The organism is Mesorhizobium sp. BAC0120 (assembly GCF_033542235.1).
Classification (GTDB): Bacteria; Pseudomonadota; Alphaproteobacteria; order Rhizobiales; family Rhizobiaceae; genus JAWRCU01.
The window spans coordinates 234,862-257,724 of sequence record NZ_JAWRCU010000004.1 but is presented as its reverse complement, the minus strand read 5'-3'; the positions used below and the strand labels follow the sequence as shown (position 1 = coordinate 257,724).

The 22,863-nt window shown below is 63.3% G+C and carries 21 protein-coding genes and 2 pseudogenes; 11 read left to right on the top strand and 12 right to left on the bottom strand.

Translation table 11 applies throughout. The features are described from left to right. The first annotated feature begins 123 nt into the window (after positions 1–123). Both SAZ10_RS11615 and SAZ10_RS11610 read left to right on the top strand, forming a co-directional pair. Complete coding sequence (locus SAZ10_RS11615) at positions 124–357, top strand: hypothetical protein (protein WP_318609367.1); 234 nt, start codon at positions 124–126, stop codon at positions 355–357. A gap of 207 nt (positions 358–564) precedes the next feature. Beyond that, complete coding sequence (locus tag SAZ10_RS11610) at positions 565–2,340, top strand: adenylate/guanylate cyclase domain-containing protein (protein WP_318609366.1); 1,776 nt, start codon at positions 565–567, stop codon at positions 2,338–2,340. A gap of 186 nt (positions 2,341–2,526) precedes the next feature. On the opposite strand, the gene SAZ10_RS11605 is transcribed toward SAZ10_RS11610, so the two are convergent. The 4 genes and pseudogenes from SAZ10_RS11605 to SAZ10_RS11590 form a co-directional block, all read right to left on the bottom strand. Further along, positions 2,527–3,252 (bottom strand): hypothetical protein, encoded by a 726-nt coding sequence (locus SAZ10_RS11605; protein WP_318609365.1) that lies wholly within the window; start codon positions 3,250–3,252, stop codon positions 2,527–2,529. Between the two features lie 99 nt (positions 3,253–3,351). Then, a complete protein-coding gene (locus tag SAZ10_RS11600) occupies positions 3,352–3,819 on the bottom strand; it encodes a hypothetical protein (protein ID WP_318609364.1) in 468 nt (155 codons plus the stop codon). Between the two features lie 223 nt (positions 3,820–4,042). Continuing rightward, positions 4,043–4,278: pseudogene (locus SAZ10_RS11595) on the bottom strand (hypothetical protein); the annotation flags it as partial. A gap of 71 nt (positions 4,279–4,349) precedes the next feature. Further along, complete coding sequence (locus SAZ10_RS11590) at positions 4,350–5,303, bottom strand: DUF1186 domain-containing protein (RefSeq protein ID WP_318609363.1); 954 nt, start codon at positions 5,301–5,303, stop codon at positions 4,350–4,352. Positions 5,304–5,544: 241 nt separating this feature from the next. Between SAZ10_RS11590 and carB the strand changes: the two genes are divergently transcribed. Both carB and SAZ10_RS11580 read left to right on the top strand, forming a co-directional pair. Next, a complete protein-coding gene (gene carB, locus SAZ10_RS11585) occupies positions 5,545–9,033 on the top strand; it encodes a carbamoyl-phosphate synthase large subunit (RefSeq protein ID WP_318609362.1) in 3,489 nt (1,162 codons plus the stop codon). Between the two features lie 514 nt (positions 9,034–9,547). Then, positions 9,548–9,871, top strand: a complete 324-nt coding sequence (locus SAZ10_RS11580; protein ID WP_318609361.1) for a hypothetical protein — start codon at positions 9,548–9,550, stop codon at positions 9,869–9,871. 41 nt (positions 9,872–9,912) lie between these two features. Here the strand turns inward: SAZ10_RS11580 and SAZ10_RS11575 are convergent, their stop codons facing one another. Together SAZ10_RS11575 and SAZ10_RS11570 are read right to left on the bottom strand one after the other, a co-directional pair. Further along, entirely contained in the window at positions 9,913–10,368 is a 456-nt protein-coding gene (locus SAZ10_RS11575) for a GFA family protein (protein ID WP_318609360.1), read from the bottom strand. Between the two features lie 79 nt (positions 10,369–10,447). After that, positions 10,448–10,840: a RidA family protein gene (locus SAZ10_RS11570; RefSeq protein ID WP_318609359.1), complete on the bottom strand. Its 393-nt coding sequence runs from the start codon at positions 10,838–10,840 to the stop codon at positions 10,448–10,450. Between the two features lie 363 nt (positions 10,841–11,203). Between SAZ10_RS11570 and SAZ10_RS11565 the strand changes: the two genes are divergently transcribed. Then, positions 11,204–11,533 (top strand): VOC family protein, encoded by a 330-nt coding sequence (locus SAZ10_RS11565; RefSeq protein ID WP_318609358.1) that lies wholly within the window; start codon positions 11,204–11,206, stop codon positions 11,531–11,533. 97 nt (positions 11,534–11,630) lie between these two features. Further along, positions 11,631–12,104: a GFA family protein gene (locus tag SAZ10_RS11560; protein ID WP_318609357.1), complete on the top strand. Its 474-nt coding sequence runs from the start codon at positions 11,631–11,633 to the stop codon at positions 12,102–12,104. Positions 12,105–12,108: 4 nt separating this feature from the next. Here SAZ10_RS11560 and SAZ10_RS11555 read toward each other — a convergent pair whose 3' ends face one another. Together SAZ10_RS11555 and SAZ10_RS11550 are read right to left on the bottom strand one after the other, a co-directional pair. Then, positions 12,109–12,573 carry a hypothetical protein gene (locus SAZ10_RS11555; protein WP_318609355.1) on the bottom strand — a complete coding sequence of 155 codons (465 nt, stop codon included), beginning with the start codon at positions 12,571–12,573 and terminating at the stop codon, positions 12,109–12,111. Positions 12,574–12,598: 25 nt separating this feature from the next. After that, the gene (locus SAZ10_RS11550) at positions 12,599–13,402 is read right to left on the bottom strand and encodes a lytic transglycosylase domain-containing protein (RefSeq protein WP_318609354.1); all 804 of its coding nucleotides are present in this window, start codon (positions 13,400–13,402) and stop codon (positions 12,599–12,601) included. Positions 13,403–13,578: 176 nt separating this feature from the next. Between SAZ10_RS11550 and SAZ10_RS11545 the strand changes: the two genes are divergently transcribed. Next, on the top strand, positions 13,579–14,133 hold the full coding sequence (locus SAZ10_RS11545; RefSeq protein ID WP_318609353.1) for a methylated-DNA--[protein]-cysteine S-methyltransferase: 555 nt from the start codon (positions 13,579–13,581) through the stop codon (positions 14,131–14,133). A 67-nt stretch (positions 14,134–14,200) separates the two neighbouring features. On the opposite strand, the gene SAZ10_RS11540 is transcribed toward SAZ10_RS11545, so the two are convergent. Continuing rightward, entirely contained in the window at positions 14,201–14,527 is a 327-nt protein-coding gene (locus SAZ10_RS11540; RefSeq protein WP_318609352.1) for a hypothetical protein, read from the bottom strand. A 336-nt stretch (positions 14,528–14,863) separates the two neighbouring features. Here SAZ10_RS11540 and SAZ10_RS11535 point away from each other — a divergent pair. Both SAZ10_RS11535 and SAZ10_RS11530 read left to right on the top strand, forming a co-directional pair. Continuing rightward, positions 14,864–15,769 (top strand): annotated as a pseudogene (locus SAZ10_RS11535) (NAD(P)-dependent oxidoreductase); the annotation flags it as partial. Between the two features lie 190 nt (positions 15,770–15,959). After that, entirely contained in the window at positions 15,960–16,172 is a 213-nt protein-coding gene (locus SAZ10_RS11530) for a cold-shock protein (protein WP_318609350.1), read from the top strand. A gap of 498 nt (positions 16,173–16,670) precedes the next feature. Here the strand turns inward: SAZ10_RS11530 and SAZ10_RS11525 are convergent, their stop codons facing one another. From SAZ10_RS11525 to SAZ10_RS11515, 3 genes are all read right to left on the bottom strand, one after another. Further along, the gene (locus SAZ10_RS11525; RefSeq protein ID WP_318609349.1) at positions 16,671–17,288 is read right to left on the bottom strand and encodes a glutathione S-transferase family protein; all 618 of its coding nucleotides are present in this window, start codon (positions 17,286–17,288) and stop codon (positions 16,671–16,673) included. A 110-nt stretch (positions 17,289–17,398) separates the two neighbouring features. Continuing rightward, positions 17,399–18,256, bottom strand: coding sequence for an EAL domain-containing protein (locus tag SAZ10_RS11520; RefSeq protein WP_318609348.1), 858 nt, complete (start codon positions 18,254–18,256; stop codon positions 17,399–17,401). Continuing rightward, positions 18,253–19,152, bottom strand: a complete 900-nt coding sequence (locus SAZ10_RS11515) for an EAL domain-containing protein (RefSeq protein WP_318609347.1) — start codon at positions 19,150–19,152, stop codon at positions 18,253–18,255. The genes SAZ10_RS11520 and SAZ10_RS11515 overlap by 4 nt, the downstream gene beginning before the upstream one ends. A gap of 197 nt (positions 19,153–19,349) precedes the next feature. Between SAZ10_RS11515 and SAZ10_RS11510 the strand changes: the two genes are divergently transcribed. Next, a complete protein-coding gene (locus tag SAZ10_RS11510) occupies positions 19,350–20,552 on the top strand; it encodes a pyridoxal phosphate-dependent aminotransferase (protein WP_318609346.1) in 1,203 nt (400 codons plus the stop codon). A gap of 210 nt (positions 20,553–20,762) precedes the next feature. Next, the gene (locus SAZ10_RS11505; RefSeq protein WP_318609345.1) at positions 20,763–22,814 is read left to right on the top strand and encodes an elongation factor G; all 2,052 of its coding nucleotides are present in this window, start codon (positions 20,763–20,765) and stop codon (positions 22,812–22,814) included. Positions 22,815–22,863 lie beyond the last annotated feature (49 nt).

Here is a 22,863-nt window from a genome sequence, read left to right as displayed (position 1 = left end):
GCGACAGTGTTGCTGCCCATCAGGGCACCAACCCGGCGGGCCGGTCGCTGGCCGCCTCGACGGTATTGTGAAGCCGCTATTCTGTGCTAACCCGTCCGCCAAAACAGCCAAAGGAGCATACAAGTGAGCGAGCCGACCGTGGCCGAGGCGACCGACAACATCTATGCATCGCTCAAGGCGAACAACTCCGACCTTGACGCACATATCGCGAGGCTCAAGGCAGCGCTTGCTCGAGAGGGGCTCAAAGAGGCGGTGTTCGATCCGGCCAGGTTGGCCCAGAACAACCGCTCGGGCCGCAAGCTGATGCAGGCCTATTTTCGGCAGCGGGGCGTGAGCGTCACCTTTTCGGCCGAATAGAGCCGCAAGCTGAGGCGAACTCACGCGCTGTCGGGGGCGCTCGGCCGTTCGGGCATTGACACAGGCACAGGTCGAGCGCCACATTTGGCTCCCGCCAATCCGCTTCGGCCGGCGATTGCAAGTTACTCTCCTCGCCTGGATCGTACCCGTCGAATGGGGAGGCACTGAACGGCTCGTTGTGCTAATCTCGATAGCCGCGGAGGCGCTATGAGCGAGAACCGCAAGCTGGCCGCAATCCTAGCCGCAGACGTGGTCGGATATAGTCGGCTCGCCAGCGAAGACGAAGATCGCACCTTGGCGAGATTGCGGGCACTGCGCAGCGACCTGATCGATCCGACCGTGGCCGTGCACAACGGGCGCGTGATCAAGCGCACGGGGGACGGGGCGCTGGTCGAGTTCCGCAGTGTGGTGGATGCCGTGCGCTGCGCTATCGAGGTGCAGAACGGAATGGTGGAGCGCAATGCCGGTGTACCGCAGGACCGTCGCATCGAGTTCCGGATCGGCGTTCATCTGGGAGACGTTGTCGAGGAAAGCGACGGCGACCTGATGGGCGATGGTGTCAACATCGCTTCGCGTCTAGAGGGCGTTGCGGCGCCCGGGGCCATCTGCCTGTCCGAAGATGCCTATCGCCAGGTCAAAGCGAGGCTCGACCTCTCGGTCGCCGATCTCGGCAGCACGCAGCTCAAGAACATAGCCGAGCCGATCCGAGTTTACTCGCTGGCGGTCGGTGCCGCCGGCGCGAAGGCGATCGCGACGTCGGAACCCTCGACGACGCGGCCGGCAGGCTCAACGCCGGCAAAGCAGTCGATCGCCGTCCTGCCGTTCGCCAATATGAGCGGCGACACCGAGCAGGACTATTTCGCCGACGGCATCAGCGAAGACATCATAACCGACCTGTCGAAGGTCGCCGGCCTCTCGGTCATCGCCCGCAACTCCAGCTTCACCTACAAAGGCAAGAACATCGATGTCCGGACGGTCGGGCGCGAGCTCGGCGTGACTGCGGTTCTCGAGGGCTCGATCCGCCGCGCCGGCAATCGCGTCAGGATCAATGCCCAGCTGATCGATGCACGGACCGGGACTCATGCCTGGGCGGACCGCTACGACCGCGACATGACCGATATCTTTGCGCTGCAGGATGAGGTGACGCACCGTATCGTCGAAGCCCTGAGGGTTGCGCTGACCCCGGCCGAGTCGGCGCGCATCGCCCATACACCAACGAGAAGCATCCAGGCGCATGATCTTTTCCTGCGCGGGCGCGAGGTCTTGCTCGGTCCTGAAAAGACAAAGGAGACATTCGAGCGCGCGGTCGCCCTGTTCACCCAGGCAATTGAGCTCGACCCCGACTATGCCGAACCGTATGCCGGCCTGGCTCACGCTTACAACCACGACTTCCAGAACCACTGGAGCGGGCGCACTGACAGCAAGGAACTCTCCGCCCATTACAGTCGGCTGGCGCTCGAAAAGGACCCCAACCTGCCCTATGCGCACTACTTGGCCGCGCTGGTGAAGTTTTGGGAGAAGGATCCGGCCGGACATCGCGAAGAGGTGGAGAAGGCGCTTGCTCTCAACCCAAACTTCGCACTGGCCTACGGCATGCGCGGAGCGGGCAACATCTACAACGACGCGCCGCTGGAGGCGATTCCGGATCTGGAGCACGCGCTGCGTCTCGATCCGCTACAGGGGCATTTGTTCTGGCACTTCATCGGCTCGGCTTACCTCCTGGCCGGGCAGTACGAGAAAGCGGTCGAGGCATTTCGAGAGCGTATCCGACTGTCGCCCAAGACCGACCTGTCGCGAGGGCTCCTGATTGCCGCGCTTGGCCACCTCGGCGAAGTCGATGAAGCACGGCGCGTGAGCGCCGAGCTAAAAGAGATAAACCCGACCTATCGCTTTTCAGAGCACGTGGGGCGCCTGCCCTTCAGCAATCCGGCCGACGCCGAACGCATCCGGCAGGGCTACGCCAAGGCGGCGCTACCCGAATAGGCGGACGAAAGCCCTACGACTGTCGCACCACAGGTTTCGAGGGGCCGCTAGGTCGGCGGCGCGATAAAGGCCGGCGCCACTATTAAGTCGGTTGCATATCCCAAAGACCTGGGCCTCTGCCCGCCTTGGCTTCTCTGTCGTCACACCAAGACTGAAGCCATGTGCGTCCCTGCGAGGAAGTCGGCTTCACTTCGCAGTCTCATCGCACATCGCCGTCTTCTGGGTCTGTTTGGCACACCAGTCGGAGATGATCTTCTGCGGATCGGATTGACCCTGCTCCGGCGTATTGCGAGCGCTTGCGGACTGCACCTTGAGGCGCTCAGTCATCTGCGGAAGCACGGTCTTCGCTTCGGCCAGCAGGTCCTCCGCCTCGGGCATTGTGGCAAGTTCGGCAATGCAGCCGGGCAATTCTTCCTCGTAGCGGCCGTTTGCCAGCGACCAGCCCGCGGCCAGGAACACCTTCACCGTAGCGACGACATGACCGCATTCGGAGATCCGCTTCGCCCGTGCCTGGACCGCATCACGCTCGGCCTCCTCTTTCTTGAGCGCTGCGAGCGTGGCGTCCATCCTTGGCTGGATTTCCGGGATAGTGGCGGTGACCTTGTCGACGAACGCCTTGGCGGGCTCGCAGGCCGACTTGTCGCCCTTGATAAGAGTGGCCTCAAGCGTCTGCTCGGCGCCGATATAGGGCTTGTTCTGGAGAGCAGCTTGCGCGGTCGCTGCTGCGGCCAGGGCGGTGCTGGCATAGTGCCATTCCGGGAGACAGTAGGCGTCGATGGCTTCGGCATAGGCCAAGGCTGCCATGAACGGCAGCTTTTCGATCTCGTCCCTGGTTAGTGCATCGTTGGCCATCGCCTTGCTGGCGACAAGCGCGATGGCCATGATGGCCATGGTGAACAGAGCCGCTTTCATTTCCGGTCACTTCTTCCCGCCGGATTTGCACCAACATATACACTGGGTTGCGGCCCGTGTGGAGTTCTCACGAACAAAGTTCGCTGAGGTGATCGACTATCAATTCGCCATCGCGGTCAGCCTCTTTATATCAGCGGCTGTTGCAGCTCGCTCCACTATCGTCTTTCCGGCAGCATCCTTCTTCTCGTAGCGGCCGTTCTCGAGCTCTTCCTTGAAGCCGTTTGCATGAACGACCTCGATATTGCTTCCTGCAATTTCGACCTTTGCCCCGTTGGCTGGATTGATGTGCTCGTCACCGCGACCTGCGTCGACGCCGCGATCATCGCCGCGGTCGTGATTTGCACCATCGTCTCCCCGACCCGGGCCGGAACCACCTCCGCCGCCACCATCGTCGTCTCCGCCTTTGCCGGAATGATCACTTCCCGAATGGCCGCCGCCACCGGAACCGGAACCATGACCGCTAGAGCCATCCTTTGCGAATGCAGGAACAACCCACACGCCACTGCCAAACAGCGTCAAAGGCGTTGCCGTCACGGATAGAGCAAAAAGGGATCCGATAAGCTGCATGCCGATTTGCTTGCGAAGTAAGCGCATAATCTCCTCATCACTTGACTTGGCGGGGCCCCTGGCTTGATCAACGGATGAGTTGCGCTTCTATTCCGTGGAACCTCACCCAAATCATGGCCGCCCTCAGCCCCTCATCTTGAACAAGATCACGTCAAAGCGCCGTCAGTTCAACTGGCGCTACGCCATGCCGCCGCGGCGAACCGATCAGGCAGGCGGCGACACCTCATCGGCCACCATCGTCGCCACCGGACCGCATTCCCGACGCCGCAACCTTCACCTTGGCTAGTTCCGCCTTGAGATCGACCAGTTCTTTCCCTCCGGCCATGAGGTTCAGAAGCTGGTCGCGGTTGATCTCATTCTTCAAGTAGGCGCCGGCATTGCTCCTCGCTCGAGGATCGTGAAGCGGTCGCCGACGAGGTAGGCGTGATGGACGTTATGCGAGATGAGGATGACGCCGAGCGCCGAGGGGGGCAGCGCCTGCGCCAAACGAGTAGCAGCACGCGCTCACGCTCAGTCGAGCGCCTCCCTCGTCACTGCACCTCCGACAAGCAGCACTTCTTGAACTTCTTGCCACTGCCGCACGGACAGGGATCGTTGCGCCCGACGTCCCTGTACGGATTCGAAGCAATGTAGGGTGTATTGAAGATCGGGTCTTCTTCCTCGCTTGAATCGTCCCCGTACAGGAAGCTACCGAGCTCAGCGCGCTCGTCGATCCCGGCACGCTCGTTGCGATATTTTTCGGAAAAGCAGTACCAGCCGGACAAGTCCCCGATGGTGTCTGTGAACGGCTGGTACTTCGCCTCCGTTTTCCAGCCGTCTGGGTCGGCCAACGCTTGCGCAAGCTGATGCTCGAAACCCTCGAAGCTGATATCCGGAAAATCGAACATGGATCTCTCCGATCCTTCGCTCCAGAGGTGCTCCCGGGCGAAGTCTGTCATTTCCGCGAAGCCGAGCACCGTGACGGAATCCACCCAGGATGCCCAGCCGAAATCGTCGACGTTGAGGCCGACGCGGACCGGATAGTCGGAGAGGAACGCCTTTGCCCTGTCATTCGACATTTTTCCGGTCAGAGCCAGCCAGGTCCACGCCTCGAAGATGGCATTCCGCACAAAGTCGTCGATCTCAGTGTTGGCCAGCGCTTCCTCGAGAACTGAAACGTGATCCCCCATTGTGGAGATGAGCACGTTGCCTAAGGTTTCCGTGATGGTATCAGCGCCAAGCAGCATTTCGACATGGTCAGTCGGCAGCGCCAGCACGCGCATGAGAGGCAGAAACGCGCGCTCGTCCCCGATCTCGCCCAAGACATGCACGAGAATGGCCACGGATTCATCCTCCTCCTCACTGGATTCGGACAGCGCTACCCTGTCCAGCAGGAGAACAGCCTTCTCGACAAAGGCTGTGCGTGCCTCCAATGCCGCCCGGATCGCTTCGACGGGAACGGTATCGGAGGTTGCAAAACTATGGATGATTTCTTCGAAAGTCATGGGCGCACCTCTTCAGCTGCAGCTTGCACGTCCCGCTAGCATGCGCCAACAGCCAAATCGTGACGAAGGTCAGCCGTCCACTACTCTCACGCTTTCGTCCACCGCCAAGATTCGGGGGGTTCCCCCGCTCCCCACCTTCCCCTATAAGGCCCGCCTAGCCTGACGAAAGAATCTTTCCCTTCGCGAGCCGGCCGGGCCTCCCGTACCGGCTTTTCGCGTGAGCAACACCTGGACGGACCGCATGCCTAAACGCACCGACATCAAGTCGATCCTGATCATCGGAGCCGGACCCATCGTCATCGGGCAGGCCTGCGAGTTCGATTATTCCGGCACCCAGGCCGTGAAGGCGCTGAAGGAGGAGGGCTACCGCGTCATCCTGGTCAACTCCAACCCGGCAACCATCATGACCGACCCGGAGCTTGCCGACGCCACCTATATCGAGCCGATCACGCCGGAGGTGGTGGCCAAGATCATCGCCAAGGAGCGGCCCGACGCGCTGCTGCCGACCATGGGCGGCCAGACGGCGCTGAACACGGCGCTATCGCTGCGCCGCATGGGCGTGCTCGACCGCTATAATGTCGAGATGATCGGCGCCGATGCACATGCGATCGACAAGGCCGAGGACCGCGCGCTCTTCCGCGAAGCCATGCACCGCATCGGCCTGGAAACGCCGCGCTCCATGCTCGCCAACGCCACCGCCGTGAAGGAGGCCGACCGCCGCACCCACGAGGCCGAACGCGTGATGCTGAAGAGCCAGCTCTCCGGCGAGGCGCTCGACCAGGCGCTCGACGAGCTCGAGAACCAGTGGAACCTCGGCGAGGGCGACCGCAAGCAGCGCTACATGAGCCACGCGATGGGGGTCGCCGCCCAGGCGCTGGACCATGTCGGCCTGCCGGCGATCATCCGCCCATCCTTCACGCTCGGCGGCACCGGCGGCGGCATCGCCTTCAACCGCTCGGAATTCTTCGAGATCGTACAGGCCGGCCTCGATGCCTCGCCGACCACCGAGGTGCTGATCGAGGAGAGCGTGCTCGGCTGGAAGGAATTCGAGATGGAGGTGATCCGCGACAGGGCGGACAACTGCATCATCATCTGCTCGATCGAGAACATCGACCCGATGGGCGTGCATACGGGCGATAGCATCACCGTCGCGCCAGCCCTCACGCTCACCGACAAGGAATACCAAAGGATGCGCAACGCCTCGATCGCGGTGCTGCGCGAGATCGGCGTCGAGACGGGCGGCTCCAATGTGCAGTTCGCCATCAATCCCGACAATGGCCGCATGGTCGTGATCGAGATGAACCCGCGCGTGTCGCGCTCCTCCGCGCTCGCCTCAAAGGCAACCGGCTTCCCGATCGCCAAGGTCGCGGCCAAGCTCGCCGTTGGCTACACGCTGGACGAGCTCGAGAACGACATCACCGGCGGCGCCACACCCGCCTCCTTCGAACCGTCGATCGACTATGTGGTGACCAAGATCCCGCGCTTCGCCTTCGAGAAATTCCCCGGCGCCGAGCCGGTGCTCACCACGGCGATGAAATCGGTCGGCGAAGTCATGGCGATCGGCCGGACTTTTCAGGAATCTCTGCAGAAGGCTTTGCGCGGGCTGGAGACCGGCCTCACCGGTTTGGACGAGATCGACATTCCTGGCTACGGGCAGGATGAGGTCGACAACCGCAACGCCATTCGCGCCGCGCTTGGCGTGCCGACGCCTGACCGGCTGCGCATGGTCGCGCAGGCGCTTCGCACGGGTACGTCGATCGAAGACGTGCACGCCATCTGCAAGATCGACCCGTGGTTCCTCGAGCAGATCGACGGCATCCTCAAGATGGAGGCACGCATCCGCGCGCATGGCCTGCCGGAGGACCCGAAGAACCTGCGCATGCTGAAGGCCATGGGCTTTTCAGATGCCCGCCTCGCGTCCTTGACGAACAGGGACGCCGAAGCCGTTCAAAAGATTCGCGAAAAGCTCGGCGTTCATCCTGTTTATAAACGCATCGACACCTGCGCCGCCGAGTTCGCGTCGCCCACCGCTTATATGTACTCGACCTATGAGGTGCCCTTCGCCGGTGAGCTTGCCGACGAGGCTCAGGTGTCGGCCCGCAAGAAGGTCGTCATCCTCGGCGGCGGCCCGAATCGCATCGGCCAGGGCATCGAGTTCGACTATTGCTGCTGCCATGCCTGCTTCGCGCTCGCCGAGGCCGGCTACGAGTCGATCATGGTCAACTGCAACCCGGAGACGGTATCGACCGACTACGACACTTCCGACCGCCTCTATTTCGAGCCGTTGACGGCCGAGGACGTTCTGGAGATCCTGCGTGCCGAGCAGGCCAAGGGCGAGCTCCTCGGCGTCATCGTCCAGTTCGGTGGCCAGACCCCGCTGAAGCTCGCGAACGCGCTGGAGAAGGCGGGCATCCCGATCCTCGGCACCTCGCCCGACGCGATCGACCTCGCCGAGGACCGCGACCGCTTCCAGAAACTCCTGCAGAAGCTCGACCTCGCGCAGCCCAAGAACGGCATCGCCTATTCCGTCGAGCAGGCCCGGCTGGTGGCGGGAGAGCTCGGCTTCCCTCTGGTGGTGCGCCCCTCCTACGTGCTCGGCGGCCGTGCCATGCAGATCATTCACGACGAGGGCATGCTGCAGTCCTATCTGCTCGACACCGTGCCCGGCCTCGTGCCGGAGGACATCAAGCAGAAATACCCGAACGACAAGACTGGCCAGATCAACACGCTGCTCGGCAAGAACCCGCTGCTCTTCGACACCTATCTCGAAGGCGCGATCGAGGTCGACGTCGACTGTCTCTCGGACGGCCGCTCGGTCTGGGTCTCCGGCATCATGGAGCATATCGAGGAAGCCGGCATCCATTCGGGCGACAGCGCCTGCTCGCTGCCGGTCCACTCGCTGCCCAAGGAGACGGTCGACGAGCTCGAGCGCCAGACCACCGCGCTGGCCCGGGCTCTCAAGGTGGGCGGGCTGATGAACGTGCAGTACGCGATCAAGGACGGCACGATCTATGTGCTGGAGGTGAACCCGCGCGCCAGCCGCACCGTGCCTTTCGTGGCCAAGACCATTGGCAAGCCGATCGCCAAGATCGCGGCGCGCATCATGGCCGGCGAGAGCCTCGAGGATGCTTTTGCCCATTACGGCGCGATGCCCGACCCGCGCGCGCCGGGCCACATCGCGGTGAAGGAAGCCGTGTTCCCCTTCGCCCGCTTCCCGGGCGTCGACATCCTGCTCGGCCCCGAGATGAAATCGACGGGCGAGGTGATGGGCCTCGACCGCGACTTCGCACTCGCCTTCGCCAAGAGCCAGCTCGGTGCCGGCGTCGACCTGCCGCGCTCGGGCGCGCTGTTCGTCTCGGTGCGCGACGACGACAAGCAGGGTGTGCTGCCTTCGGTAAAGAAGCTCGCCGGCCTCGGCTTCAAGGTGCTCGCCACGAGCGGCACGGCGCGCTTCCTCAGGGAGAACGGCGTCGAAACCCAGAACATCAATAAGGTGCTCGAAGGCCACCCGCATATCGAGGACGCAATCCGCAACCGCCAGGTCCAGATCGTCTTCAACACGACCGACAGTCAGAAGGCGGTCTCCGACTCCAAATCGCTGCGCCGCGCTACTTTGATGCAGAAGGTGCCCTACTACACCACCCTCTCCGGCATGGCCGCCGTCGCGGAAGCCATCGCCGCCCTGAAGGCAGGCTCGCTCGAGGTCACTCCGCTGCAGGCGTATTTCTAATCCAGGCCACCGCACTTCCTCGCCCCCACAAAGTGGGGGAGAGGTGTCGCGCGAAGCGCGACGGAGAGGGGGAAGGCCGAGCGCTCGCGATCGGGACTACTGCCAGAATATTCTTGCGAGGCCTCGATGCCGGCCGATCTCCCCCTTGAGGGGGAGATGTCCGGCAGGACAGAGGGGGGTACTGTCCCGCCGACCTATCCGACGATCAGCCGCAGAGGACTGGCAGGACAAGCCAAGTTCCCCACTATACTTGGACGATCTCCGTCGCGGTCCGAAGATTCCGGCGCTTTCGGTTGCCCCTGTCATCGCCGCAGTGGCGCCAGCGAAAGAGGTACGCGGCGTCTCCGCATTCGGAGCGGCGATGTCGGCGGGACAGTACCCCCCTCTGTCCTGCCGGACATCTCCCCCTCAAGGGGGGAGATCGGCCTGCATCCAGGTCGCGCGTAATCACTGGCGGCAGCCCCAATCGCGTAACCGCCGTATATCCGACACGCTTGGCCCCTACGGCCTTGCCATGCGCCGCATCAGTCTGATCCTGATCTGCACATCCATCTCCAGCCTCGCCGGCTGCGCCGGCCTTGCGGCAGTAAACAGCGGCCAACAGCTGCAAGCCTATCTCGACTGCAACACTGCCGCCTCGAAGCGGCTGGCCACCCTGGACGGCGATCCAGTCCTGCTTGCGGTCGAAGCCGAGTCCTCGTGCGAAAACCCGCGACGCGTACTGGAGAGCACTTACCGACGCCTGATGCCGGATGCTGCCGGCAGCATGATCCAGGACCTGAAGAGCGCGGCCGTCGGCAACAACGCAGCAGCAATCGTCATGGCGCGCGCTCTCTGAGCCCGGGGGCAAGCTTGAACTAAGGGACCGCCGACGGCCCCCTACCCCGCCCGCTCCGCAAACTCCTTGAGCAGCCCTTCATACGCTTCGATCGGCGGCAGCGCCTCATAGCTATGCACCGCCGGCGTGGTCGCCCATGGCAGCTTCTCGCTCGTCCATGTCTCGATGAACGGCGTGTACCAGCTCGGATCGTCGAGCATCGTCGCACGGACGTTGACGAACCAATCCATGCCTTCCGGCCTCGTGAACATCCAGCTCATGCAATGCGGGCAGAAATAGTGGCGCGACGCACCATGCAACCCGCCGATCACCGGCTCGCCTTGCGTGATCTCGAAACCGTCGCTCGGGATCGCCACGCTCAACGAAAAGGCACTCGCCGTCATGCGCTGGCAGCCCGTGCAATGGCAGGCCATCGTGACCAGCGGCGGCTTGCTGATCCTGAGCCGCACCTGGCCGCAGCGGCACCCGCCTTCCCATGGCAATTTCCAGTCGCTCATCGTCTTCTCCGTTGAATACTGCGTTTGTATCGAAGCAGGAGCGGTTCGCAATGGGTGGCAACGGCCCTTCGGGCCCCCCTCACCCCACCGCCGTCACCTCGATCTCAATGTCGAACTCCATCGGCCAGCCAGCCACCGGCACGAAGGTCCTTGACGGCGGGTTGTCGGGGAAGTGCTTCGCATAGACGCGGTTGATCGCGTTGTAGAAGCCGGCATTCGAGGCATAGACGCGCACCATCACCACGTCGTCGAAGGTGCATCCAGCGGCGGCGAGGCAGTGGCGCACCGTGTTCAGCGCGGCTTCGGTCTGTGTCTCGATATCGCCGCGCACGATTTTCCCCGTCTGCATGTCGATCGGCGGCGTGCCCGACACGAATACGAAGCCGTTCGCTCTCGTAACCGACGAGCACGGCACGCCGATCTCCCGCATCATGGCCGACAGCACCGGCACCTCGATGATTTCCTTCTTCATGGCGATCTCTCCCCTGGGTTTATTGACGCAGCTTAGTCGTCTGGGTCGGAAGCGCCAGTTCAGTACGCGGCGCTGATGTCCCCCTCCCCCTTGTGAGGAGGATTGAGGGTGGGGTGAGACGAGCGCACTCGCGTCCGAGTAGCCCCCCCTCACAGCGCAAATCGGGCGGGAAACGTCGAGGCACCCCCACCCAATATCCCTCCCCACAAGGGGGAGGGGGTCGCCAGCGTCGCGCTTCCTGACGAATGACAGCCCCAAGCTCGCACGAAGGTTAGCGCGAAGATGTCAATGCCTCGACAGCAACCCACCCTTGCCGCTCCCCCACCGGCACATAGTTCCAAGGCCGCACCCCGGAGGCCGCCCATGATCCTCAATCACGTCAATCGCTCCGTCACCGACGTCCAGGCCGCCAAGTCCTTCCTCGAAACCTATTTTGGCCTGAAGGAGCTCGGCGGCGGCAACCAGAACCGCGCCTTCATGAAGGACGACCACGGGCTTGTGCTCTCGCTCTTCAAGGCCAAGGAGGTGAGCTACCCCGCCACCTTCCACATCCAGGACAGCGAAGAGAAAGTGAACGAAGTGAACCGGCGACTGAAAGACGAAGGCTTCGATGTCGCCGAGCCGCGGCAGCTGCATGGCTGGACGTTCTACGTGAAGGCGCCCGGCGGATTTACTGTCGAAGTGCTCGCCTGATCGATCCTTCTGCTGCTCTGCGGTTTGTCAGGAGCGTTGTCGGCAATATTGCGTTTCTCACGGCATTGCCTGACGATTTCAGCGGGAGGAACGCGTCATGGCCGAAACCTTCGAGGGCGGCTGCGCCTGCGGAGCAGTCCGATACCGCATGACGAGCCGGCCGATGTATGTGCATTGCTGCCATTGCCGCGACTGTCAGCGGCAGACCGGCAGCGCCTTCGTCATCAACGCGCTGATCGAGGCGGACCGCGTCGAGCTCCTCGAGGGCGAGGCCGACGCGGTGCCGGTTCCGACCGATTCCGGCCTGCCGCACGTCATCCACCGCTGCCCGCACTGCCGCGTCGCGCTCTGGAGCACCTATGGCGGCCGCGACATGGTGCGTTTCGTGCGCGTCGGCACGCTGGACGACCCGACGGCCTTTACGCCCGACGTCCACATCTACACGCGCTCAAAGCTGCCTTGGGTGCGGCTCCCCGAAGGCGCCAAGGCCTTCGAGGCCTATTACGATCCGAAGAAAGAATGGCCGCCGGAAAGCCTGGAGCGCCGCCGCGCGCTGTTCGGGCCGCACTGAGCAGCTATTCGCAGATCGTATGCTTGAAGCCTTTCACCAACCGGTCGACCAGCGGGTCGAACGCCTGGCGCTGAGAAGCAGGATATTCCAGCTGGAAATAACCGGCCTGGTCGTCCTGACAGAGCTGGATCGCCCGGGCATAGAAGATGCGCCCGTCCCGCTCGCCGGACCAGCTCGCCCATTTGCCCGTGAGCTTGCTGTAGGTGATCTTCCACCCGCCGTCCTCGCTGCTGTGGATGCGGCTCTCGACGTCGGAAGGCAACGTGTCGTTGAGCAGGTTCGCGCCCCAGACGGCGAGTTCCGCCTGCCCGTCGGCTGATCGGCTCGTGCCGCCGTCGCTGTTGTCGGACTCGCTGACCGGCGAGAAGCCCGGCGGGATGTCGACGCCGTAGCCGTAACGCGGGTTGAGGTAGCGCGCCCAGCCGTCAGCCGAAAAGGCCGTGCCGGCGAACACGAAAAGACTCAGCAAGGCAGGCGTAAGTCTTCCCATCCGGTCAGACAGCGCCGCGACGGCGCACGCGGTCCCGCCCGAGGCCGGTCTCTTCGAGCAATCCCATGCGCTTGGCGTCATAGTAGTAGCCGCGCTGGTACAGGCGGTCGGCGAGATCGGGATTGCCCGAAGCCACCATCCACGCCCCGGCGAGATATCTCACCGCATATTTCAGGTTGGTCTCGGCATCGAGCAGCCCCTGTGCCGGCCCGTCATAGCCCATGGCGCGCGCGGTCGCATGCTTGATCTGCATCAGGCCCCAATGGCCGCGGCTGTAAGCACTGGGATTGAAATTGCTCTCGCGCTTGACGACGCGGCGCACGAACTCGACCGGCACCTCATAGAGCTGGGCATATTTCTCGATGAGCCCGTTCAGCGCCTCACCGCCGCCCGCGACCGGCTGCAAAGGCCGGGTCGCCGGCTGAAGCGCGGCCGGCTGCGGCTCGAGCAAGACATTCTCGTTCGGCGCGGCTGGCGGCTGCACGGCAGCGAACGCCTGCGGCGCGGGCGGAAACAGCCCTGCGCCGGGGGCGCTCGGCTCGGAACCCGCGAAAGAAGCGGTCGCGAGATCGACCGGCATGGCATAGGCGACTTCGGTCTCCGTGCGGCCGGACGGCTCAGGCACCACTGTAACCGCGTCGGGCAAGACTATGGCGAGCTCGCCGGAGCTCGAGAGATCGGACGCGGAGCCTGAGAGATCGGTGGAAAGCGAAACAGTCGGCGCAATCGAGGGATCGGTCGCCATGCAGCCGGAAAGCATGGCAACAGCCAGCATACCCGTCACGAGATGTATCGGTCTCGAATGCAATGCACGTTTCCGGCGGGATTTCCCTCTCGGCTCCAGCCTTACATGAGCCGAAGCCTCGCGGCAACCTCGAGTAGATCATGCAGGAATTGTCAGGAATCGGGTGGGTTTGCCCGTTCCCGATCTGTACCTATGTGGCAGACCGGATATCATGCAGAAATCCAATGGACCGAAACCTGATGACAACTCCTATCGCCTACACGATCGCCGATACCACGATCGGCTTGATCGGCGTCGCCTGGAGCGATCATGGCATCTGCCGCGTCGCTCTTCCCGAGCGTGACCAGACCCGCATGGAGAGCCGCTTCGCGTCCCGCCTTGGCGTCGGTCGGGGTGAGCCGCCGCCGCAAGTTGCGACGGCGATAGAGCTGATCAAGCGCTATGCAGAGGGGGAGCCAGTCGACTTCACCTCCGTCGTTGTCGACCTCGACGGCATCGACCTGTTCCGCCGTGCCATCTATAAGGCCGCGCGCAACCTCGGTTTCGGCGAGACCACCACCTATGGCGGCCTGGCGGATGCCGCCGGTCATCCCGGCAAGGCACGCGAAACCGGCGAGGCGCTCGGCCGCAATCCCGTGCCGCTCATCGTGCCCTGCCATAGGATCCATGCCGCCGGCGGCAAGATCGGCGGATTCTCCGCGCCGGGCGGCTCCTCGACCAAGGAGAAGCTGCTGGAATTGGAGGGCGTCAGCCTCGGCCCGCCGCCACCCGCCCAACAGGCCTTCGCATTTTAGCGCATCGGACCGAAACCGAAGGGCCGTGCCATCAAAAGCGCGCTGCGGTGTTCGGGAAATCCGATCCTCAGCGGAACCGCTTCAGCAACCTGAACTCGTCCTCGTGATCGATATCCCTGCATTCCCGCACAGGGCACGACTTGGCATCGGCCGTCGGAATATAGCTATAGTCCGCATATTCGCTCGGCGTGCAGAAGCCGTCATGGTAGACGAAGCGGCCAAAGCGCGGGAGGGACGGGTTCAAAATCGAGCGGAACCGCAGGATGATTGCACCTTCGGCGCGGATCAGATCCTTCGCGTCGGCGCAGCTGATCGTCCAGGCGTTGTATCGCGAGATCGCTCCCGCCGGCGCAGCCGCGGTGAGCAGTGCCAGGCAGGCAAGCAATATTCGCATCGTAATGCCCTGTTGTTGAACCGGATGCACGACGCATCTCGGAGAGATCCGAAACGAATACACTTGCCCGTGGCGGCAAGGCACCCAAGAATACGGTGAGGCGAACGTGGGGAATGATGTGGCTCGCCTGGTCGCCACACCTTCAGCGCAGCAGAACAATACCGGTTATTGGCCACAAAGCGTCCGAACATCATCCTTGTCGGATCTTCAGATGAGGGATGTTCCAGGGCAACTGCACTGTCGGCGCGAATTGCGCTTTGGATCTTCCTCGATCGCGACACAGGCGGGTGACGACGCGGCGCAAACGCCCTATCGTCGGCCGCGAGCGAAAGGGAGAGCAGCATGAGCAAGGAACGGATCGGCTTTGTCGGTCTCGGCCTGATGGGCCACGGCATGGCAAAGAACATTGTCGAGAAGGGCTTTCCCTTGTCGGTGCTCGGGCACCGCAACCGCGCTCCGGTCGAAAGCCTCGTTTCGCGCGGCGCGGTCGAGGCCGCGAGTGCGCGGGCGCTTGCCGAAGCATGCGACATCGTCGTGCTCTGCGTCACCGGCAGTCCGGAGGTCGAGGCGGTCGTGGCCGGGCCGGACGGGCTCGCCTCGGCCGGAAAGCCGCTTTTCATCATCGACTGCTCGACCTCCGATCCGTCCTCGACGATCCAGTTCGCCGGACAGTTGCGCGAGAAAGGCATCACGCTCATCGATGCGCCGCTCTCTCGCACGCCGAAAGACGCGGAAGCAGGCACGCTCGACGTGATGGTCGGCGGCGGCGATGCAGATGTCGCACGCGCCCGGCCGGTGATCGACTGTTTCGCCGGGCGCGTGATCCATACCGGCCCGACCGGCAGCGGCCACACCATGAAGCTTCTCAACAACTTCGTCTCGCTCGGCTATGCGGCGATCTATTCGGAAGCGTTGGCGCTCGGCGCCAAGGCTGGGCTCACGCCTCAGGTCTTCGATGCCGTGATCCGCGGCGGCCGCATGGATTGCCCGTTCTACCAGACGTTTTCCCAATGGGTCGTGGGACGCGACGAGAACGCCCATCGCTTCGCGATCCGCAACGCCTTGAAGGATCTCAGCTATCTCGCAGCCTTTGCCAATGCGAGCGGGACGGCAAATCCGGTCAGCGCGGCTGTCCGCAACTCCTTTGCGCTCGCGGTCGGCGCCGGGCAAGGCGAGCGTTACGTGCCGATGCTGGCGGATTTCGTCGCCGAGCTGAACGGGGTTTCGCTGACACCGAGATAGGAAATTTATCCGTGCCGGGTTGTATGTGCTCAGCGGTCCGTCTATATGTGCGGCGTTGATATTTTCGGCCGATCGATATGAACGCCCGCGATTATTCGCGTTTGCTGACGTCTATCCCCAAAATCTCGATACCACCGGCAATCCTTTCGGGGATAGCTTAAGAACCAAGCAAACGTGAAGGAATACACAAATGGCAACTGGAACCGTCAAGTGGTTCAACGCCACCAAGGGCTTCGGCTTCATTCAGCCGGACAATGGCGGAGCGGACGTTTTCGTCCACATCTCGGCAGTCGAGCGCGCCGGCATGAACACCCTGGTCGAAGGCCAGAAGATCAATTTCGAGGTCGAGCAGGACCGCCGCACCGGTAAGTCGGCGGCCGGCAGCCTCAGCAAGGCAGGCTGATCTGCAGAGAGGCGCGCCTCCGGGCAATCAACGCTCGGGAGCGCGCGGCAAGTCACGGATGTACTGGCGGCCGCGCAAAGAGCGCGCTTCGCCTGCCATGCAAGCGGAAGGCGGGGTCATTCCCCGCCTTTTGATTTTCCGGGGGGTGCGCCCAGCGAGGCTGGCACCCCCTTACTGCGGCTGATACCGAAATGGATTGATTTTCAGCGCGGCGCTGCCCCTCATCGCCCTGCCGGGCACTTCTCCCCGTAAACGGGGAGAAGGACGCCGGCCGCATCGAAGGCTCTAATTCTGCAACGCCGGATATTGGCGAAATCAAAGCGGCAGTCGTCCCTCTCCCCGTTCACGGGGAGAGGATGCCGGCAGGCAGGTGAGGGGCAGCGCCAACGGTCAGGATCTTTGCCCGATGCAAATGGCCATGGGCGACAAAGGGCTGCGTCAAATGACTTGCAGACCGCTTCGGAACTGCAAGGCGAATGCGCGACACCGGGTCGGCATTCAATCCGGCAGCCAGGTAATCGGCACGTGGCCGGGATCTGCCTCGACCCGCGCAAGCCACGCCTTCACGCTGGGGTACGCCCCGAGCTCGAAACCGCCCCTACCCGCGTCATGCGTGTAGGCATAGAGCGCGATGTCGGCGACGCTCATCGCATCCCCCGCGAAGAACGGCGTCTTCTTGAGCTGGTCCTCCATGACGCCGAGCGCCTTCTCGCCGCCGGCAAGCGTTGCGGCAAGCTTCTCAGGCGTCGCTTCGGCTGCACGATGCGGGTAGACGAAGAGCGCGCGGCGGACCGCGATATAGGGCTCATGGCTGTACTGCTCGAAAAACAGCCATTGATAGGCGAGCGCCCGCTCATAGGGGTCGGCCGGCAGGAAGCGTGTTCCCTCGGCGAGATGAAGCAGGATGGCGTTGGATTCAGCAATCAGCCTTCCATCCTCGATTTCGAGAAGAGGTACCCGACCGTTGGGGTTCTTGGCGAGGAAGGCCGCGGACCGCGTGTCGCCACCGGGCCCCGTCGATGTCTCGACATGCCGGAACGGTCTGTCCAGCTTGGCGAGCAGAAGCCGCGGTTTGTAGCAGTTGCCGCTGTCATGCATTCCGTAAAGCGAGATCATCTGTCGCTCCCTTGCGCTCATCCGTCATTAGGCCAAGCGCCGCGGCCCGATCCAGTGAGAAGTTTTGGTAGGTCGATCAACAGCCGTGATGCTCACTGAACCACTGCCGATCAGCGAAACAGCGGTATCACGCGCCCCTGGTCGAGAAGCGTTTCGATCTGCAGTGCGTCCTCGGGGAAAATGGCCCCGGCGAGCGCGGCAGGTGCGAGCAGTGGCCCCGACAGCCAATCCGCGCCGGAATCGAGCGCGACGCGGAGTTCTCCCGCCGTCGCCACTCCCTCCACGAGGACGAGTGCGCCGCACGACCGGTAGCCTTGAACAAGCGCACCGAACAGCTGGGCGGTCGAGGCCTGCCCTGCCACCATGCGGAACCAGTCGCCATCGATCGTGACAAGGTCGGGAAGTGGATCGGCTGCCGCGCCATCTCTGGCAGGATTCAAGGCAAGGCCGCTGCCCTTCTCCACGAGCGCTAGCCCGATCCCCCTGGCACGCAGGCTGGCGAATGCCGCATTGGCTGCTTCGCCGTCTGCGGCGAGCTGAGAGAGCCGGACGATCACATCGTCCGGTTCGAGCTGGTTGCGGCCAGTTTCGGCTGCCAGCACGCGCACTGCCGCGCGCGCCTTTGCAGGAGATACGGCTCCGGCGAATTCGGCATCGAGCAGGAGTTTCAGTCCCGCTACGCCCGTCTGCTCAAGGTTGCGCAGGCAGAGCGCAGCGACCAGCGCTGTGACGATCGGGCGGTCCTGCGACGGCACGACGCTGCGGAACATCCTCTCGTCCACTTCCTGGCCGAAGACGAATGGCCGCACCCCGCCCTCTACCGCAACCGGTCGGAAGCCGCTGCCATTTCGCGCGAAGATCGGTCGGAACGTCGCCTTCAGACGCCAATCGCCGTAAATACCGATCTCGATGCCGATCTCGTCGACAAAGGTGCCGACCTCGCTCCTAGTTTCGGAAGATTCGCTCACGATCTTGCCGCCCGTCGCCCGAAGATCCGGACGCGCGGCTTGCGCGTCCCCTCCCCTGCTCTTGGTTCTTGAGCGGACCCGATTGCGGCCATATCGCCACCCTGCCGCTCCCGGAACTGCGCGAAGCTGGTTGGCGCGAGTTCCGGCCGCGCCAGAGCATAACCCTGAACCATCGCCGCCCCCGAGCGTTCGGCGAGCTCCAGCTGCCAGCTCTCCTCGATACCCTCGAATACCGTCTCGATACCCTGTTCGGCGAAAGTCGAGACCATAGCCTGCAACAATGCAAAACCCGGCCCCGATTCCATCAGCCGCGTGATCCACTGCGCATCGAACTTGACGATATCGGGCTTCAGCGCACGCACCCGTTCAGCATCGGAATCATGCGCGCCGTAGTCGTCGACGGCGATGCGGAAGCCATGCATCCTGAGCGCATGGACGAAAGCGTCGAGTGCCGCGGCCGAGCCGGATTTCTGCTCCGTCACTTCGCAGACGACGCGGCGCGGGTCGATGCCGGCTTCATGCAGGACAAGCCGCATGTCGCGCAGTGCAGCCTCGACCACCGAGCGCTCCACGAAGAGCGACGGGTCGAAATTGACGAAGATGGAGGTATCGGGATCGAGGAAGGCCCCGGCGTTGAGCAAGTGCAGCGTGCGCGAAAGCGTCTCGACGTGCAGCCGGTCGACAGGAGGGAGCAAGGCGAAGAATGCGCCCGGTGACAGGGTTTCACTGCCGCGAAACGGCCTGATCAGCCCTTCGAATGCGATGATGCGAACCTTGCCGCGGACGAAGACGAAGATCGGCTGGAAGGCACTCTTCAACGTGAAGGCGCCCCAGGACCCCATGGATGTGCCGTCGTCCTGGCGGACTATATGGGCAAGCCCGATGCTGCGCGACACGCCTTGCTCACTGGTCGGTTCTCGGATCGCGTACCATTGCACGCAAGATTTTATCGCTCGTTAATAGAGGGATCAGCCTGTCGCTGTGACATTTCCAAGCTTGCGATTCCTGTCATCTTTCGACAAAAAGGCGCGCCCGCGCGAAGTCGTGCTCAGCACAGCCCGACGCGTCGGGCTTTTTTCGGAGAACGATGATCATGGCCTTTCTTGCCGACGCCCTCGCCCGCGTGAAGCCTTCTGCAACCATTGCAGTCACTCAGAAAGCGCGCGAGCTCAAAGCGAAAGGCCGCGACGTGATCGGGCTCGGCGCCGGCGAGCCGGATTTCGACACGCCCGACAACATCAAAGAGGCGGCGATTGCCGCAATCCGCCGTGGCGAGACCAAATATCCGCCGGTCTCCGGCATCGCGCCGCTGCGCGAAGCGGTCGCGAGCAAGTTCAAGCGCGAGAACAACCTCGATTACAGGCCCGAGCAGACCATCGTCGGCACCGGCGGCAAGCAGATCCTGTTCAACGCCTTCATGGCGACGCTGAACCCCGGCGACGAGGTCGTCATCCCCCGGCCCTACTGGGTGAGCTATCCCGAAATGGTGGCACTGTGCGGCGGCACCGCGGTCTACGCCGACACTTCGATCGACAATGGCTTCAAGCTCACGCCTGAAGCGCTGGCGAAGGCGATCACGCCAAAGACGAAATGGCTCGTGATGAACTCGCCTTCCAACCCCTCGGGCGCGGCCTATACCGGAGCCGAGCTGAGGGCGCTCGCGGACGTGTTGATGAAGCATCACCATGTCTGGGTGCTCACGGACGACATGTATGAGCACCTGACCTATGGCGACTTCGTGTTCCGCACGATCGCAGAGGTGGAGCCCGCGCTCTACAATCGCACGCTCACCATGAACGGCGTGTCGAAGGCCTACGCCATGACTGGCTGGCGCATCGGCTATGCGGCCGGTCCGATCGAGCTCATCAAGGCGATGGACATGATCCAGGGCCAGCAGACCTCCGGCGCGACGACCGTCGCGCAGTGGGCGGCCGTCGAAGCGCTGAACGGCCCTCAGGACTTCGTGGCGAAAAGTAGAGTGGTCTTCCAGGGCCGGCGCGATCTCGTCGTATCGATGCTCAACCAGGCGCGCGGCATTTCCTGTCCCTCGCCGGAAGGCGCGTTCTATGTCTTCCCGTCCTGCGCCGCCCTCATCGGCAAAAAGGCACAGTCGGGCAAGGTGATCGACAGTGACGAAACCTTCGTCAGCGAGCTCCTGGAGCAGGAAGGCGTGGCGGTCGTGCACGGCTCGGCATTCGGGCTTGGGCCGAACTTCCGCATCTCCTATGCCACCTCGGAGGCACTGCTCGAAGAGGCCTGCACGCGCATCCAGCGGTTCACTGCCTCGCTGAGCTGAAATCAGCGAGTAGCGAGTAGGGAATAGCGAATAGGGACGCACCGCTATTCGCTACTCGCTACTCGCTATTCCCTATTCGCCAATCAACCCTTGCCCTCCGCGCCGTCCCGTGTGACGATGCTCATTAGCCGGGAAGCCATCCCCCGGCGCGCGACGGCCGCATGAGGCCGGCCGCCGCCAAGAGCAACAGCTTTGGAGGAGGCCAGCATCATGGGAAACCGCGCCGGAGGCAGACGCACGGGACCGAAATGCATTGCCATTGTCGGTCCCTACGCAAGCGGAAAGACGACACTTCTCGAGGCAATTCTCGCACGAACGGGCGCGATTCCGCGCCAGAGTCCCGTCACATCAGGCAATACGGTAGGCGACAATTCGCCTGAGGCCCGCGCCCATGCGATGAGCGTGGAAGCCACTTTCGCGACAACCGAGTTCATGGGCGAAACGATGACCTTCGTCGATTGCCCCGGCTCTGTCGAATTCTCCTTCGAGTCCGACCCGGTGCTTGCCGCATGCGACATGGCCGTCGTGGTCGCCGAGGCCGACGAGAAGAAGCTGCCGGCACTGCAGCTCATCTTGCGCAAGCTGGACGACCATGGCATCCCGCGCGTCCTTTTTCTCAACAAGCTCGACAAGACGAGCTTCGGCGTGCGCGAGACGCTGAAGCTTCTGCAGCCGACAAGCATCGCGCCGTTGCTTTTGCGCCAGATCGCCTTGCGCAAGGACGGCGTCGTCGTCGGCTCGATCGATCTGGCGCTGGAGCGCGCTTACATCTACCGCGAATATGCCGAGAGCGAAGTGGCCGAGATCCCGGATGACGAGAAGGCGCGCGAGATCGAGGCACGTTTCTCGATGCTGGAGACCCTGGCCGACCACGACGACCAGCTCATGGAACAGCTTCTCGACGAGATCGAGCCGCCGCGCGACGCCATTTTCGACGACCTTGCGGCCGACCTGCGCGCCGGCACGGTGACGCCTGTGCTGATCGGAACGGCAGAGAAGGGGAACGGTGTACTCAGGCTTTTGAAGACTATCCGCCACGATGCTCCCGACGTGGAAGCGACCAAGGCGCGGCTCGGCGTCAAGGACGGCAACGGCGCCGTGGCGCAGGTCATGAAGACCATACACACGGCCCATGGCGGCAAGCTTTCGGTCGTCCGCGTCCTTTCCGACACGGTCGCCGACGGTATCGAGATGTGGGCTTCCAGCGGGCAGAGCGGTAAGGTTTCCGGCATTTACAGGATGCTCGGGAAGGATACGACGAAGCAGGCGTCGGCCAGCGCAGGAGACACTGTCGCACTCGGCAAGCTCGACGACATCAAAACCGGCGACACCTTGAGCTCCACGAAGGGCGGCATCCCCGCGCTGGTCGAGCTCAGACCGCCTGATCCCGTTTTCGCAATTGCGTTGAGGCCGAAGGAGCGCAAGGACGAGGTGAAGCTGTCGGCTGCCCTGCAGCGGCTGGTGGAAGAGGATCCTTCGGTGCTCCTCCAGCACCAGCAGGATTCCAGCGAAACGGTGCTCTCCGGCCATGGCGAGATGCATCTGCGGGTGCTCGTCGAGCGGCTGGAAGGTCGCTACCAGATCCCGATCGACCATCGCCCGCCCGCCGTCCCCTATCGCGAGACGATCCGCAAGCCGGTATCGCAACGCGGCCGGCACAAGAAGCAATCGGGCGGCCACGGCCAGTTCGGCGATGTCGTCCTCGACATCAAGCCGCTTCCTCGTGGCACCGGCTTCCAGTTCACCGACACGATCAGCGGCGGCGTCGTGCCCCGGCAATATTTCTCGTCCGTGGAGGCCGGCGTGCGCGACTTCATGAAGTCCGGGCCGCTCGGTTTCCCGGTGGTCGATGTTGCGGTGAACCTTTCCGACGGCTCCTACCACTCGGTCGATTCGTCCGACATGGCTTTCCAGATGGCGGCGAAGCTCGCCATGAAGGAAGGACTGGCCGCCTGCTCGCCGGTCCTGCTCGAGCCGATCATGAAGGTCGATATCTTCACCCCTTCCGATGCCACAGCGAAGGCGACGGCGATCGTTTCGCAACGGCGTGGTCAGATACTGGGCTTCGACGCCCGACCGGGCTGGCTCGGCTGGGACGTCCTCGAGGCGATGATGCCCCAATCCGAAATCGGGGACCTGATCATCGAGCTCAGGTCGGCGACCGCCGGGGTCGCGAGCTATCGCGCGCAGTTCGACCATATGGCCGAGCTCACCGGGCGCCTGGCTGACGACGCGATGAATTCGAAGGTAAAGGCAGCCTGACAGTCAGTTGCAAAAACGGCGCCCGTGAGGGGACGGACGCCGTTCTTTG

Excerpts from the sequence above, each read along its gene's own strand:
- SAZ10_RS11610 (WP_318609366.1), top strand. The coding sequence starts at position 565 with ATGAGCGAGAACCGCAAGCTGGCCGCAATCCTAGCCGCAGACGTGGTC.
- SAZ10_RS11605 (WP_318609365.1), bottom strand. The coding sequence starts at position 3,252 with ATGAAAGCGGCTCTGTTCACCATGGCCATCATGGCCATCGCGCTTGTC.
- SAZ10_RS11600 (WP_318609364.1), bottom strand. The coding sequence starts at position 3,819 with ATGCAGCTTATCGGATCCCTTTTTGCTCTATCCGTGACGGCAACGCCT.
- SAZ10_RS11590 (WP_318609363.1), bottom strand. The coding sequence starts at position 5,303 with ATGACTTTCGAAGAAATCATCCATAGTTTTGCAACCTCCGATACCGTT.
- carB (WP_318609362.1), top strand. The coding sequence starts at position 5,545 with ATGCCTAAACGCACCGACATCAAGTCGATCCTGATCATCGGAGCCGGA.
- SAZ10_RS11580 (WP_318609361.1), top strand. The coding sequence starts at position 9,548 with ATGCGCCGCATCAGTCTGATCCTGATCTGCACATCCATCTCCAGCCTC.
- SAZ10_RS11575 (WP_318609360.1), bottom strand. The coding sequence starts at position 10,368 with ATGAGCGACTGGAAATTGCCATGGGAAGGCGGGTGCCGCTGCGGCCAG.
- SAZ10_RS11570 (WP_318609359.1), bottom strand. The coding sequence starts at position 10,840 with ATGAAGAAGGAAATCATCGAGGTGCCGGTGCTGTCGGCCATGATGCGG.
- SAZ10_RS11565 (WP_318609358.1), top strand. The coding sequence starts at position 11,204 with ATGATCCTCAATCACGTCAATCGCTCCGTCACCGACGTCCAGGCCGCC.
- SAZ10_RS11560 (WP_318609357.1), top strand. The coding sequence starts at position 11,631 with ATGGCCGAAACCTTCGAGGGCGGCTGCGCCTGCGGAGCAGTCCGATAC.
- SAZ10_RS11545 (WP_318609353.1), top strand. The coding sequence starts at position 13,579 with ATGACAACTCCTATCGCCTACACGATCGCCGATACCACGATCGGCTTG.
- SAZ10_RS11540 (WP_318609352.1), bottom strand. The coding sequence starts at position 14,527 with ATGCGAATATTGCTTGCCTGCCTGGCACTGCTCACCGCGGCTGCGCCG.
- SAZ10_RS11530 (WP_318609350.1), top strand. The coding sequence starts at position 15,960 with ATGGCAACTGGAACCGTCAAGTGGTTCAACGCCACCAAGGGCTTCGGC.
- SAZ10_RS11525 (WP_318609349.1), bottom strand. The coding sequence starts at position 17,288 with ATGATCTCGCTTTACGGAATGCATGACAGCGGCAACTGCTACAAACCG.
- SAZ10_RS11510 (WP_318609346.1), top strand. The coding sequence starts at position 19,350 with ATGGCCTTTCTTGCCGACGCCCTCGCCCGCGTGAAGCCTTCTGCAACC.
- SAZ10_RS11505 (WP_318609345.1), top strand. The coding sequence starts at position 20,763 with ATGGGAAACCGCGCCGGAGGCAGACGCACGGGACCGAAATGCATTGCC.